This is a genomic window from Neisseria sp. HMSC058F07, assembly GCF_001810035.1.
GTDB lineage: Bacteria > Pseudomonadota > Gammaproteobacteria > Burkholderiales > Neisseriaceae > Neisseria > Neisseria perflava.
The window spans coordinates 227,969-241,564 of the sequence record NZ_KV799674.1; the positions used below are offsets into that span (position 1 = coordinate 227,969).

Consider the following 13,596-nt stretch of genomic DNA (forward strand, 5'->3'; position numbering starts at 1 on the left):
AAAGGCCGTCTGAAACGTTTCAGACGGCCTTAGAATGTCAAGGTTTCCGCGTCAGGCGGCAGCCGCTTTCCGTTCATGAATCAGTAAATTCAACAGGGCGGCCGTGCCTGCCAAGACTGCGTCGGCGTACCACATCCAGCCGTAATCGTTGAAGCGCGTGATGACGATGCCGCCGATGTACGAACCCAAAAAGCCGCCGATTTGGTGGCTCAACATGGTCAACCCGAAGAGGGTGGCCAAGTAGCGCGTACCGAAAAGTTTGCCGGTAATGGCGGCGGTGGGGGCGACGGTTGCCAGCCAAGTGAAACCGAGTCCGGCGGCGAAAAGATAGAAGTTCAAATCGGTTTTAGGGGCGGCCAGATAAATCAATATCATGGCGACACGCGAAGCATATAAACCGAAGAGGACGTATTTGCCCAAAAATCTGCCGGTACACCAGCCTGAAAAAATACAGCCAGCGATGTTTGCCAAACCAATAATGGCAATGGAGGTCGAAGCGACCGTAGCAGGGAGGCCGCAAAGTGAAATTTCGGTTGGCAGGTGGGTAACCAAAAAGGCGATGTGGAAACCGCAGGTAAAGAAACCCAAATGCAGCAAGATATAGCTGCGGTTGGCGAAAGCCTTACAGACGGCCTGCTTCAGGGTTTGGCCGCCGTCGTCGGTATGGACGGTATGAGAAGCATGTTTGCCGCCGGCCAGCCACCAAGAAATCGGCAAAATCAAGATGGCAATGACTGCCCAAACGTAAAATGTCCCCGTCCAGCCGACGTGGGGGAGGGCAATCAAACCTTGAACCAGCGGCGCGAACAAAAATTGCCCTGCGGACCCGCCTGCATTGACCAGGCCGGAAGCCAAGCCGCGCCGATGAGGCGGCGTTTTGGCGGCGACCTGTCCCATAATGATGGAAAATCCGCCCGAACCCGTACCGAATGCCAACAATAAACCGATACCCAGCATCAGCCCCCAATAAGTCGGCATTTGCGGCACCATCAGACAGGCAGCAATCAATAGAACCGTACCGCCGGCTAAAACCTTAAACGCGCCGAAACGGTCGGCCAACGCGCCGGACAAGGGTTGCGATATGCCCCACATCAATTGGAAAACGGCAATAATCAGGCTGAACTGGGTCATGCTCAATTCGGTTGAGTTGACGACGGGCAGGACAAAAAGCCCTAAAGTCATCCTCATGCCGATGGTAATCAGCAGGATGGAGGCGGCAGCGGCAATCAGCAGCCACAAATTAGGTAATTTGGCAGAAGAATCGGTCATGATGTTTGTGTGTAAGGGGGCAGGGAATAAAAGCTATTCCTGCCACTATATTATTTATTTGATTTCTCGGCGAGCCGATATATAAACGCGCGATTCTAGCATTGGGCGAGAAACGGCATAAATAACCGTTGGTTCTTTGGATATGGTAAAAAATGATATGGCTTTGAGGATGAATTGAGGATGAAGCGGTCAAATATTCTTCGTTTGGTACTGACGGAGCAAGCAAATTGCCGTTGAATTTTCGTTTGAGAAGAAAGGCCGTCTGAAAAGTTTCAGACGGCCTTTGTTTGACTGACTTACATCAGATGATTTCCAGAATGAAATACTGACGCAGTTTTTCGTACACATTATTTTGTACGTTGATACAACCATTGGTTATGATGCGGTCGGCCACATGAGGAGAAGCGATGCGTTCCATGCGTCTTTCCTGCGGCTTGAGCGTCCATACCCTGTGTAATGCAAACAGAAAGTCATTTTCTTCTTTAAAGCCGATAACTTCGCCACCGTAACCCGGTTTGCTGGTCATCATCGGCGTCATATTGAATTTGCCTTTCGGAGTGGTCTTGCCAATCAGTACCGGATGGCACTGACCGTCATCGGCAAAGCAAAGCTCTGCCTTAGCTGTATTGACCACAACTTTTTTGCGTTGGATATAGTCGCTGACAGCATCAGCAGCGGCCAAAGAGTTCAGGCCTGCTGCCAAGGCTATACCTAATAGGATCCGTTTCAAATTTGTCCTTATTGACGGATGCGTTGAGGAGCTTCTTTAATGATCTCGCGGATGATCACTTGAGGCTCTTGTTTAGGTGTAGGTGCTGGAGGAGGACATACGGCATCTTTAGGGAATACTGGATTCCAGAAGAAGCTGCGTGCAAATTTGTCTTTGTCGAAGATCACTTTGTATTGGCAAGTAGTGATGCCTTCAACGCCGGAAGTGTTTTCAGGGTCAACGCCTACGCCTGGGGTGTAGAAGTGGAACAGGTAGTCCCATTCACGCACGCCAACCATGCCTTCGTCGTAGTGAGGACGGCCGAGGATTTTGTAGATGTCGTCTTTGGTCAGGCCAGGACGCATTTGATCCAGCTCGTCAAAAGTCGGGAATGTACCGCGGTCTTTGTTGAAGGTCAGGGAGTAAGGTTTAGGGAAGCGTGGCTCGTCGGTAGTGCCTTCAGGAGTGATTTTGCTCTTAGTAGCACAGGCGGCCAGCAGGCCGGTAGCCAGCAGGACGAAGCCCACTTTTGCGATTTTTTTCATTTGATAATCCTTTTATTGATTTTACCAGCCGAACTTTTCAGACGGCCTGTTAGTGCCGGCAGCGAGTTTGCCGGTTTACCCAAATAATGTTGTGCTTCTTAAAGATGTACCCGACGGTTTGACAAACAGAACATCGGCACATTCCGGCAGGGCATTGCGCCTCATCTCCGTTGTATCCGCCTGAATCGGCAGAACCGTTCAGACGGCCTGACTGACATTTATTGTCACTTTGTAACAATTTCACTGCGAGTAAGGCTTGGGGTTTAGAGATGTCCAGTTTTCGATAAATCAGGTTGTATTGCGTAACACCTTGTTATCTTTGTGCTTTAGTTCATTTTGGCATTTGCCGGAGATTAGGTACTTAATCTTTCGGGTGTTATCCCTGCAAATTGTATGCCAGTTTTCCTTTATACGCATAATCTGTGTATGCCAGAATGTTGGCTTTATACAACATTCATATTAACGAACCAGAAACGGATTGTACCTTTTCTCATGCCCGATACTGGTCATGCGGCCGTGTCCGGCTATCACTTGCGTGGTTTCAGGCAGGGTTAATAGTTTAGCGCAGATATTGTTTATGAGGTCATCATGATTGCCGCGCGGAAAATCTGTGCGACCAACGGTCTCATAAAATAAAACATCGCCTGCGACTAAAAGACCATTTTCGGCGTTGTAAAAAACGACTTGGCCGGGAGTGTGGCCGGGAATGTGGAGGACTTGGAAGCTATGGTTGCCGACTTTGAGCGTTTCCCCTTCTTCCAGCCAGCGTGTCGGCGTGAATGACGGAGAAACGGGGAAGCCGTATTGCGCCGTCGTTTGCGGAAGGGCTTGGAGCAGGAATTCGTCGTCTTTGTGCGGGCCGAGAACGGGTACGTCGCAGGTTTTCAAAAGCTCAACCACGCCGCCTGCGTGGTCAAGATGGCCGTGGGTCAGCCAAATGGCGGTCAGCTTGAGGCCTTTGTTTTGGACTTGTTGCAATAAATAGGGTACGTCGCCGCCGACATCGGTCAAAACGGCTTCTTTTGTTTCGTCATCCCAAATCAGCGTGCAGTTTTGACGGAAGGGGGTAACGGCGTTGATTTCAAATTGGAGTGCCATGGGTGTTCCTAGGAAATGCTTATTTAATGTTTGTCTACGTTTCAGACGGCCTTTGGTCTATTTAGAATTTAGGTAGTGAGCAACCTTCGTTAACAACAATAGTACATTGAGAGCTTCCAGATGCTTGACATTTTCTCAAGGCAGATGGTTCAGCGTGGCCGGGGATAGGTTCCATTCCATAGAAAGTTTCTACTTTCTTACCCAATTTACCTTGTGCAACGGCGATACAACTATTACGTACCCAAACACCTATCTTACATGGTTTATTTCTACCCCCTTGTTCGCAGGTTTTAATGGCTTCTCTTTCTGCTTCCTCACGAGAATTCATATCAAGTGCGCCACCTGTAATACCAGTTTTAGGATTAAATGCCCAGGCTCCGTATTTTGATGGAACCTTGATATTGATAATTTCCGTAGTCCGTCTTTGTTGACGTTGACCAGGCGAACCACAATTGGAGTTGTAGCCGTATTGGCATAGACCAGGGTCATTTTGCAACGCACCTCTGGTTGCATCATAAGTAGGGTTGGCAACGCAGACATTAAGGCCTGCCAGCCCTAATAACACAAAAAGCAATTTTTTCATTTCAAGTCCAATCGGTTAGTTATCTAAATCTTTGTCGTTTGATGCACGCCATCATTTATAAGGTTTCCAATACATCAGGCAATTCGGCCAAGCTGTTGAGCATGGCGGCATGGGGCAGGGCGGAAAGCTGTTGGGCGGTATGTGCGCCGGTGGTGACTGCGATGGCACGGATTTTGGCGTTGGCGGCCATTTCTAGGTCGTGGGTGGTGTCGCCGACGACGATGGCCTCTTCCGGTTCAACACCCAGTCGGTCGCAGAGGGCGAGTACCATGTCGGGCGCGGGTTTGGACGGATATTCGCTGGCGCAGGCGGTTTCCAGCCAAAAGGCTTGGGTGTCGGTTTGTGCAATGGCTTTGTCCAAGCCGCTCCGGCCTTTGCCGGTCGCTACTGCAAGCCAATAGCCTTGTTGTTTCAAGCGTTGCAGGCAGGGCAGGGCTTCGGTGAACAGGGTCATGTTGCGGTTGTTGGGATTGAGGTAGTGCGCGGCATAGGTCTCAATCAGGGTTTCCTGAACGTGTTCGCTGACGTTGTGGGCAAGGCGGCGGATGATGCCGGACAGGCTGTATCCGATGAGCGGACGGATTTGGTCGGCTTCGGGAACGGGCAGGCCACAATCGGCAAAGCTTTGTTGAAAGGTGTGGATGATGGGGTTGGTGGTGTCGGCAAGCGTGCCGTCCCAGTCGAAAATAATGAGTTTGGGTTTCATGGGTTTCCTTTCAGACGGCCTTTTCCTGATTTTCCAGCATTAAAACAAATTGCGCTAATTCTTGCGGCAGGTGGGCTTTCAGGATTAGTTTTTCGCCGGTCAGCGGATGGGCGAGGTGCAGCTCGGAAGCGTGCAGGAACATTCTTTTCAAACCGAGTTTCTGCAGGCGTTTGTTGGCCTGATAGTCGCCGTAGCGTTCGTCGCCGGCAATGGGGCAGTCTTGCGATTGTAGGTGGACGCGGATTTGGTGGGTGCGGCCGGTTTTCAGGGTGGCTTCGACAAAGGTCAGGTCGGACAGGCCGACTTGGTGCAAAAGGCCGTCTGAAAAACGGTTTAACACGCGGAAGATGGTGTGGGCGGATTGGCCGTCTTCGCTGACGCGCACCATTTTTTCACCTTGTGCGCCGGTGTATTTGAACAGGGGAAGCTTGACGTGGAAGCGGTCGTTCGGCAGCCTGCCGACACCCAGCGCGAGATAGATTTTTTTCGGATGGTCGTTGCGGATGGCTTCGTGCAGTTTCACCAAGGCGCTGCGTTTTTTGGCTATCATCAAAAGGCCGCTGGTGTCTTTGTCGAGGCGGTGGACGAGTTCGAGATAACGCGCTTCGGGACGGGCGCGGCGGATTTGTTCGATGACGCCGAAGCTCACGCCGCTGCCGCCGTGGACGGCAACGCCGGACGGTTTGTTGATGACCAAAAGCGCATCGTCTTCGTAAACGATGTCAAACTCGCGTGCTGGCGCGGCCTGGTTTTCAGCCGGCCTTTGTTTTTCTGCGATGCGTATCGGCGGAATGCGAATAGTATCGCCTGCCTGAATGCGGTTGTCGGGTTTGCAGCGTTTTTTGTTCAGCCGCACTTCGCCGGCGCGGATAATGCGGTGGATATGGCTTTTCGGGACGCCTTTGAGGATTTTTATCAGATAGTTATCAAGGCGTTGGCCTTCCTCGTGTTCGGCAACGGCAATCAGGCTGACTGAATCTTTGCGTATTGCGTGCATTTTCTCTATAATCCCAAACGTCCGTTTCGGGACTCGAACCTGCCGTCGCAGGCCGTCTGAAACGGATTTATTGTTAAAACGAGATTTTATATTAAAAACGCACTCCGCAAAGCATTTCCTTGTGTTTGTTCAAAGCCGGCAAACGCAATCCCGTAATTAAGTTTGAATTGAACCTGCCGTCCGGCCGGGCGTAAGACGCAGTCCGCGCAGCACCGTCCGAAATTACCGGCGCTACGATAATAAGAAGATGTAGGCTGCCTTAATTTTGTCCGAAGCATCAGCATTCGGACGGCAGCGGAACCATCAACCTTTCCGCCGCATTGTTCTTTATTTCCTTCTTTATCCGAATCCGTCCGCACATGGCTTGAGTTCAAGCATGCAACCTTGCGGATTTCAAATCAAATACTGGTTACACGGGGATTTTCCCATCTTGCCTTTGAAGAGTGCCAACCGGACAGACAGGCCGTCTGAAAAAGATATTCACAAATCAAACGGCCGCTGTTCACGAGGTGACTATGAAAAGAATGTTATTCAACGCAACGCAGGCCGAAGAGCTGCGCGTTGCCATTGTCGATGGCCAAAACCTTTTGGACTTGGACATCGAAACGCTGGGCAAAGAACAGCGTAAAGGCAATATCTACAAAGGTATCATTACCCGCATCGAGCCGTCGCTGGAAGCGTGTTTCGTCGATTACGGAACCGACCGCCACGGCTTTTTGCCGTTTAAGGAAGTATCGCGTTCATATTTCCGCGACTACGAAGGCGGCAGGGCGCGTATTCAGGACGTGCTCAAAGAGGGCATGGAAGTTATCGTCCAAGTCGAAAAAGATGAGCGCGGCAACAAAGGCGCGGCACTGACCACCTTCATCAGCCTGGCCGGCCGCTATTTGGTATTGATGCCGAACAACCCGCGCGGCGGCGGCGTATCCCGCCGTATTGAAGGCGAAGAGCGCCAAGAGTTGAAAGCCGCCATGGCCGAACTCGACATTCCGAACGGTATGAGCATCATCGCCCGCACCGCCGGCATCGGCCGCAGCGCGGAAGAGTTGGAATGGGACTTGAACTACCTCAAACAGCTCTGGCAAGCCATTGAAGAAGCAGGCAAAGCACACCATGACCCTTACCTGCTCTTTATGGAAAGCTCGCTGCTGATTCGTGCGATTCGCGACTATTTCCGTCCCGATATCGGCGAGATTTTGGTGGACAATCAAGAAGTTTACGACCAAGTTGCCGAATTCATGAGCTACGTCATGCCGAGCAATGTAGGCCGTCTGAAACTCTATCAAGACCACACGCCGCTGTTCTCCCGTTTCCAAATCGAACACCAAATCGAAAGTGCGTTCTCACGCAGCGTCAGCCTGCCTTCCGGCGGCGCGATTGTGATCGACCATACCGAAGCCCTGGTTTCCATCGACGTCAACTCTGCGCGTGCCACACGCGGCTCGGATATTGAAGACACCGCGTTCAAAACCAATATGGAAGCCGCCGAAGAGGTCGCCCGTCAAATGCGCCTGCGCGACTTGGGCGGTTTGGTCGTCATCGACTTCATCGACATGGAAAACCCGAAACACCAGCGCGATGTTGAAAACGTCCTGCGCGACGCGCTCAAAAAAGACCGCGCCCGCGTGCAAATGGGCAAACTCTCCCGTTTCGGCCTTTTGGAATTGAGCCGCCAACGTTTGAAACCGGCTTTGGGCGAAAGCAGTCATGTTGCGTGTCCGCGCTGCGCCGGTACCGGCGTCATCCGCGGCATCGAATCCACCGCCCTGCACGTTTTGCGCATCATTCAAGAAGAAGCAATGAAAGACAACACCGGTGAAGTACGCGCACAGGTGCCTGTCGATGTCGCCACCTTCCTGTTGAACGAAAAACGCGCCGAGCTGTTTGCGATGGAAGAGCGTTTGGATGTAAACGTCGTCCTGATTCCAAATATCCATTTGGAAAATCCGCACTACGAAATCAACCGCATCCGCATTGATGACGTAGAAGAAGACGGCGAACCGAGCTACAAACGCGTTGCCGAGCCGGAAGAAGACGAATCTGCCAAACCTTTCGGTAGCGAAAAAGCCAAAGCAGCCCGTCCTGAGCCTGCCGTCAAAGGCGTGCGCCATACCCAGCCTGCGCCAACTGTCGCCCCTGAGAAAAAAGCCTCTTGGTGGGACAGCTTCAAAGCTTGGTTGAAACGCATTTTCGGCGGCGAACCTGCGCCTGCCGCAGTCGCTCAAGAGCCTGCTGAAAAACGCACGGCAAACAACCGTGGCCAAAACGGCAACCGCCGTTCGAGCAGCCGCCGTCAAAATCCGCGCCGCAACAACAAACACGACGGCAGCAAAGTCGAAGTGCGCGAAGTGAATGCCGAAGCCGCCGACAGTAAGTTTGAAGAAAACAAATCAAGCGAAAGCCGCAACGACGAGCGTAAAGAAAGCCGCCGCAGCCGCAACCGCAACAACCGCCGCGATGAGCGCAATAACGAGCGTAACCGTGTCGAGGAAACGGTTGAAGACGTAAACGTTCAAGAAGTGGCCGCACTGGCTGAGATGCCGTCTGAAAACCAAGCGGAACAAAACGGCAATAAACGCCGCCGCAACAACGGCCGTAACGAGCGCAACCGTAACCAATATGCGGAAAGCCATGTTGAAGACGCAAACGTTCAAGCCGATGGCGAACAGGCGCAAGTTGAAGCGGACAACAACGCCCGCAGTGAAGAAGGCGTGAAAAACAACGGCCGTCAAGGACGCGACCGTAACAACCGTCAGCGCAACAACCGCAACGACCGCCGTTCAAACAGCAAAAAACGCAATATTCCGTCTTCGGCAAAAATCGAGCAATACCTGAACATTACCGACACCGCCGACAAAGTCCTCTTTGCCGTGGCGCATGTTTTGGGTTTGAACGAAACCGCCGAAACTGAAAATGTGCCTTTGCCGCAGGAAGATGATCATGCCGAGCCGCTGGTGATTGTGGTATCCGAGCCTGAAGTGACCAGCGCAGAGCCATTCGTATTTGCGATTGAAAGCGAAGACGAGCCTGCTGTAGCGCAAACTGAAGGCGCTGATGCCGAACAAGCCCTGCTTGCTTCTGCAGTCAGCAACGTCAAAGAAGCCATTGCTGCGGTATTGTCTCCGAATGCAACGGCTACTGTTGCACCAGTTGAAGCACCAGCCGAAACTGTTGCCACACAAACTGAAGCCGTAGCTGAAGCAGCGCCTGTCGCAATCGTTGTGCCTGAGAGCTTGGGCGATTTAATCTTCGTTGAAACCGATCCGCAAGCAGTTGCCGCTTTTGCCGCGCAGCCACAACCTGAACCGGTTGCTAAAACACGCCGTTCGGATGTGCCTAAAGTAGAAGTGGAAGACGTAGCAGTCGAAATGATTTTGGTGGAAACACGCAAAGATTAAGATTGGTTTTCCAGTTAAAAGCCCGATGTTGAACGCATCGGGCTTTTTTATTGGCAAGGAGTTATGCTGCTCTTATTTTCTTTGTGTTTACCATGAGCGTTGCTTCATGGTTGAAAAAGCAGGATAGATTGCTGAGAAAGGGAAGGCATGTTTTTTTCAATAGGAAGGGCTTAATGAAAATTGGTATGAGAAAAGCCGTCTGAAATGGTTTCAGACGGCCTTGGTTTGTGTGTGTATGTTTGGGTATTGTGATTATTTTTTGTTCAGAGAGTCACGGATTTCGCGCAACAACAGAACTTCTTCGCTAGGCTCTGCCGGTGCTTCTTCAGCAGGAGCTTCGGTTTTTTTCACAGAGTTGATGGCTTTAACCACACAGAAGATGGCAGCGGCAACGATCAGGAAGCTGATCACAGTATTGATGAACAGACCGATGTTCAGGGTAACGGCACCGGCTGCTTGAGCGGCTGCTAGATTGGCGTAACCTTCTGCAGGAGCGGCTTGTGCGCCGTCTTTCAGGGTGATGAACAGGTTGGAGAAATCAACGCCGCCGATCAGCAGACCGATAGGAGGCATGATTACATCGTCAACCAATGATTTGACGATGCCGCTGAATGCTGTACCGACAACCATACCGACTGCGAGGTCGACAACGTTGCCACGCATAATAAATTCTTTAAATTCTGAAGCGATTGACATAATTAATCTCCTGTATGTGTTTGAGTCAAAATCAGATGTAGTTCAATAAAACGGCAGGCATATTAACGCTTTATTAGTTAAGAAAATTTCAATAATGTTAAATTTTGTATTTCATGCTAAAAATGTCCGGCTTCTATGCCTTTTGTATGAAAAACAGGCCGTCTGAATTTTTTTTGTTACTTTTTTGCACCACTTTTTATCCGTGGCTAAGTATCAGATAACATGAATGTTATCTTTAGAATCAATGCTCTATCGGAATTTCAAATTGAGGTAGAATGATAATATAATAATGTTGAAAACATAATCATTGAAAGTCTGTAAAGGTAATGTTTCGTATCCGTATTTGACTTTCAGACGGCCTTTTTGGTTATGCAGTTATTCAAGCCATAATGTAATAGTCATAAAAAACGCACTTTCATCATGAAAGTGCGTTTTGCGTGTAAACCGTTTAGTTCTCTTCGTCGTTCAGTGCGTTGATGCTGTAACCGCCGTCAACGTACGTAATCTCGCCGGTGATGCCGGAAGCGAGGTCGGACAGCAGGAAGGCGGCTGTGTTACCGACTTCTTCAGTGGTAACGTTGCGACCCAATGGGTTGTGGGAAGCGACGTGGCCCAAGAGTTTGCTTAAATCGGCGATGCCGGAAGCGGCCAGGGTTTTGATCGGGCCTGCGGAGATGCCGTTGCAGCGGATGCCTTCTTTGCCCAGGCAGGCGGCAGTGAAGCGGATGCCGGCTTCGAGGCTGGCTTTGGCCATGCCCATAACGTTGTAGTTAGGAATGGCACGAACGGCGCCCAAGTAGCTCAGTGCAACGATTGCGGCGTTGCGGCCCTGCATCATCGGACGGGCGGCTTTTGCCAGCGCAGGCAGGCTGTATGCGGAGATTTCGTGAGCGGTGTTGAATGCTTCGCGGCTGATGCTGTCGAGGAAGTCGCCGCTCAAAGCTTCTTTAGGGGCGAAGCCGATGGAGTGAACCAAGCCGTCCAAGCCGTCCCAGTGTTTGCCCAAGTCAACGAAAACTTGGTTGATTTCGTCGTCGCTGGCAACGTCGCAGCGGAACACGAGTTCGGAGCCGAGTTCGGCCGCCATTTTACGGACGCGCTCTTCCAGTTTGTCGACAACATAAGTAAATGCCAATTCCGCGCCTTGTTCGCGGCAGGCTTTGGCGATGCCGTAAGCGATGGAACGCTCGGAGATCATGCCGGTAATCAGAATTTTTTTGCCTTGCAAAAAGCCCATTTTCTTATCCTTTAGCAGTGGTATTGAGGTTGCATTAAAAGGCGCATTATAGCAAAAACCGCTGTTTCGGTATAGAAAACAACGGATAACCCTTTGTCTTGCCTCAAATAGGGATAAGGTTTTCTGTCAAGGCCGTCTGAAACCTGACGGAACGTCGGCAAAACGTTATACTTGATGGTGTTAATGACCGATGTTTCAGGAGTGAACCATGCCCGAGCAAAACCGCATTCTCTGCCGAGAACTCAGCCTGTTGGCGTTTAACCGCCGTGTACTGGCTCAGGCGCAGGATACGAAAGTTCCTTTGTTGGAACGTTTGCGTTTTCTGTGCATCGTGTCTTCCAATTTGGACGAATTTTTTGAAGTGCGCATGGCGTGGTTGAAACGCGAAAATAAATTGCGCCCGCATCAGCCGCTCGACAACGGCAAAACTGCGGCCGAAACCATCGAAGCGGTGGCAAAAGAGGCACAGGCCTTGATTCGCGAGCAGTACGATCTGTTTAACAAAGTATTGCAGCCTGCACTCAGCCGCGCCGGTATTCATTTCTATCGCCGCCACAAATGGACGGCCGCGCAGAAAAAATGGATTGAAAATTATTTTGACAACGAGCTGTTGCCCATTCTCACGCCCATCGGCCTTGATCCTTCGCATCCGTTCCCGCGCCCGTTAAACAAATCGCTCAACTTTGCCGTCGAACTCGAAGGTACGGATGCGTTCGGCCGTCCGTCAGGAATGGCGATTGTGCAGGCGCCGCGCATTTTGCCGCGCGTCGTTCCCATGCCGTCTGAAATTTGCGGCGGCGATGCAGGCTTTGTGTTCTTGTCTTCGATTTTGCACGCCCATGTCGGCAAACTCTTTCCCGGCATGAAGGTTAAAGACTGCCATCAGTTCCGCCTCACGCGCGACAGCGATTTGACGGTTGATGAAGAAGATTTGAAAAACCTGCGTGCCGCGATTCAAAACGAATTGCACGACCGCGAATACGGCGACGGCGTGCGCTTGGAAGTGGCGGACACTTGTCCGGCGCATATTCACGACTTCTTGCTTGCCCAGTTCAAGCTGACTTCTGCCGAGCTGTATCAGGTCAAAGGGCCGGTTAATTTGGTGCGCCTCAATGCCGTTCCCGATTTGGTGGACAGGCCGGATTTGAAGTTCCCGCCGCGCAATGCAGGCCGTCTGAAAGCCTTGCGCAAAAACGGCTCCGTATTCAAACTGGTCAAACAGTCGCCGATTTTGTTGCACCACCCGTATCAGTCTTTCGATCCGGTTGTCCAAATGATACGCGAGGCAGCGGCCGATCCGGATGTGTTGGCCGTTAAAATGACCATCTACCGCACCGGCAGCAATTCCGAGCTTGTGCGCGCATTGATGAAGGCCGCACTGGCGGGCAAGCAGGTTACCGTCGTCGTCGAACTGATGGCGCGTTTTGACGAAGCCAACAACGTCAACTGGGCGAAACAGCTGGAAGAGGCAGGCGCGCACGTCGTGTACGGCGTATTCGGCTACAAAGTTCATGCCAAAATGGCTTTGGTTATCCGTCGCGAAGACGGCGTGCTCAAGCGTTATGCCCACCTCGGTACCGGCAACTACCACCAAGGCACATCGCGCATCTACACCGACTTCGGCATCATCACCGCCGACGATCAGATTACTGCCGATGTGAACACTTTGTTTATGGAAATCACAGGCTTGGGCAAGCCGGGCCGTCTGAACAAGCTCTATCAAAGCCCGTTTACCCTGCACAAAATGGTCATCGACCGCATCAAGCAGGAAACCGAACACGCCAAAGCCGGCAAACCGGCGCGGATTACCGCCAAGATGAATTCCCTCATCGAGCCGGGCGTGATTGATGCGTTGTATCAAGCCAGCGCGGCAGGCGTGCAAATCGACCTGATTGTGCGCGGTATGTGTACTTTGCGCCCGGGTGTAAAAGGCTTATCCGAAAACATCCGCGTCCGCTCCATCATCGGCCGCCAACTCGAACATTCGCGCGTGTATTGCTTCCATAACAACGGCGCAGACGATACCTTTATCTCCAGCGCCGACTGGATGGGTCGCAACTTCTTCCGCCGCATTGAAGTCGCCACGCCGATTACCACGCCCGAACTCAAAGAACGCGTGATCCGCGAAGGTTTGGAAATGGCCTTGGAAGACAATACCCAGGCTTGGCTGATGCAGCCTGACGGCAGCTACGTCCGCACCCAGCCGCAAGACGGCGAGCCTGCGTTTGGTTTGCAGGAAGGTTTGTGGAAAATATACGGACGTTAAGTTGAATAATGTCTCAGGCCGTCTGAAATGCAGGTTTCAGACGGCCTTTTTTGATTTTGCCGTTATAATTCCGTTTCCCAATCTTTCAGACG

At 51.6% G+C, this 13,596-nt stretch carries 11 protein-coding genes; 2 read left to right on the plus strand and 9 right to left on the minus strand.

What is annotated here, in order from left to right; translation table 11 throughout:
• Window positions 1-51: 51 nt before the first annotated feature.
• The 7 genes from HMPREF2696_RS04430 to HMPREF2696_RS04460 all read right to left on the minus strand — a co-directional run bounded on the left by HMPREF2696_RS04430 (window position 52) and on the right by HMPREF2696_RS04460 (window position 5,907).
• The gene (locus tag HMPREF2696_RS04430) at window positions 52-1,269 is read right to left on the minus strand and encodes an MFS transporter (protein ID WP_004519041.1); all 1,218 of its coding nucleotides are present in this window, start codon (window positions 1,267-1,269) and stop codon (window positions 52-54) included.
• 301 nt (window positions 1,270-1,570) lie between these two features.
• On the minus strand, window positions 1,571-1,999 hold the full coding sequence (locus HMPREF2696_RS04435) for a hypothetical protein (protein WP_049332858.1): 429 nt from the start codon (window positions 1,997-1,999) through the stop codon (window positions 1,571-1,573).
• 8 nt (window positions 2,000-2,007) lie between these two features.
• A complete protein-coding gene (locus HMPREF2696_RS04440; protein WP_070587953.1) occupies window positions 2,008-2,523 on the minus strand; it encodes an outer membrane protein assembly factor BamE in 516 nt (171 codons plus the stop codon).
• Between the two features lie 459 nt (window positions 2,524-2,982).
• On the minus strand, window positions 2,983-3,621 hold the full coding sequence (locus HMPREF2696_RS04445) for an MBL fold metallo-hydrolase (protein WP_004519037.1): 639 nt from the start codon (window positions 3,619-3,621) through the stop codon (window positions 2,983-2,985).
• A 61-nt stretch (window positions 3,622-3,682) separates the two neighbouring features.
• Window positions 3,683-4,204 carry a DUF4189 domain-containing protein gene (locus tag HMPREF2696_RS04450; protein ID WP_004519036.1) on the minus strand — a complete coding sequence of 174 codons (522 nt, stop codon included), beginning with the start codon at window positions 4,202-4,204 and terminating at the stop codon, window positions 3,683-3,685.
• A gap of 55 nt (window positions 4,205-4,259) precedes the next feature.
• Window positions 4,260-4,910, minus strand: coding sequence for an HAD-IA family hydrolase (locus HMPREF2696_RS04455; protein ID WP_004519035.1), 651 nt, complete (start codon window positions 4,908-4,910; stop codon window positions 4,260-4,262).
• A gap of 10 nt (window positions 4,911-4,920) precedes the next feature.
• Window positions 4,921-5,907, minus strand: a complete 987-nt coding sequence (locus tag HMPREF2696_RS04460) for an RluA family pseudouridine synthase (protein WP_039861877.1) — start codon at window positions 5,905-5,907, stop codon at window positions 4,921-4,923.
• 515 nt (window positions 5,908-6,422) lie between these two features.
• Between HMPREF2696_RS04460 and HMPREF2696_RS04465 the strand changes: the two genes are divergently transcribed.
• Window positions 6,423-9,305, plus strand: a complete 2,883-nt coding sequence (locus HMPREF2696_RS04465; protein WP_070587955.1) for an Rne/Rng family ribonuclease — start codon at window positions 6,423-6,425, stop codon at window positions 9,303-9,305.
• A 252-nt stretch (window positions 9,306-9,557) separates the two neighbouring features.
• Here HMPREF2696_RS04465 and mscL read toward each other — a convergent pair whose 3' ends face one another.
• Entirely contained in the window at window positions 9,558-10,001 is a 444-nt protein-coding gene (gene mscL, locus HMPREF2696_RS04470) for a large conductance mechanosensitive channel protein MscL (protein ID WP_036492108.1), read from the minus strand.
• A 448-nt stretch (window positions 10,002-10,449) separates the two neighbouring features.
• Window positions 10,450-11,238 carry an enoyl-ACP reductase FabI gene (gene fabI, locus HMPREF2696_RS04475; protein WP_003748060.1) on the minus strand — a complete coding sequence of 263 codons (789 nt, stop codon included), beginning with the start codon at window positions 11,236-11,238 and terminating at the stop codon, window positions 10,450-10,452.
• A gap of 208 nt (window positions 11,239-11,446) precedes the next feature.
• On the opposite strand from fabI, the gene ppk1 reads away from it, so the two are divergent.
• Window positions 11,447-13,504 (plus strand): polyphosphate kinase 1, encoded by a 2,058-nt coding sequence (gene ppk1, locus HMPREF2696_RS04480; RefSeq protein WP_070587957.1) that lies wholly within the window; start codon window positions 11,447-11,449, stop codon window positions 13,502-13,504.
• Window positions 13,505-13,596 lie beyond the last annotated feature (92 nt).

Excerpts from the sequence above, each read along its gene's own strand:
- HMPREF2696_RS04430 (WP_004519041.1), bottom strand. The coding sequence starts at position 1,269 with ATGACCGATTCTTCTGCCAAATTACCTAATTTGTGGCTGCTGATTGCC.
- HMPREF2696_RS04440 (WP_070587953.1), bottom strand. The coding sequence starts at position 2,523 with ATGAAAAAAATCGCAAAAGTGGGCTTCGTCCTGCTGGCTACCGGCCTG.
- HMPREF2696_RS04445 (WP_004519037.1), bottom strand. The coding sequence starts at position 3,621 with ATGGCACTCCAATTTGAAATCAACGCCGTTACCCCCTTCCGTCAAAAC.
- HMPREF2696_RS04450 (WP_004519036.1), bottom strand. The coding sequence starts at position 4,204 with ATGAAAAAATTGCTTTTTGTGTTATTAGGGCTGGCAGGCCTTAATGTC.
- HMPREF2696_RS04455 (WP_004519035.1), bottom strand. The coding sequence starts at position 4,910 with ATGAAACCCAAACTCATTATTTTCGACTGGGACGGCACGCTTGCCGAC.
- HMPREF2696_RS04460 (WP_039861877.1), bottom strand. The coding sequence starts at position 5,907 with ATGCACGCAATACGCAAAGATTCAGTCAGCCTGATTGCCGTTGCCGAA.
- HMPREF2696_RS04465 (WP_070587955.1), top strand. The coding sequence starts at position 6,423 with ATGAAAAGAATGTTATTCAACGCAACGCAGGCCGAAGAGCTGCGCGTT.
- mscL (WP_036492108.1), bottom strand. The coding sequence starts at position 10,001 with ATGTCAATCGCTTCAGAATTTAAAGAATTTATTATGCGTGGCAACGTT.
- fabI (WP_003748060.1), bottom strand. The coding sequence starts at position 11,238 with ATGGGCTTTTTGCAAGGCAAAAAAATTCTGATTACCGGCATGATCTCC.
- ppk1 (WP_070587957.1), top strand. The coding sequence starts at position 11,447 with ATGCCCGAGCAAAACCGCATTCTCTGCCGAGAACTCAGCCTGTTGGCG.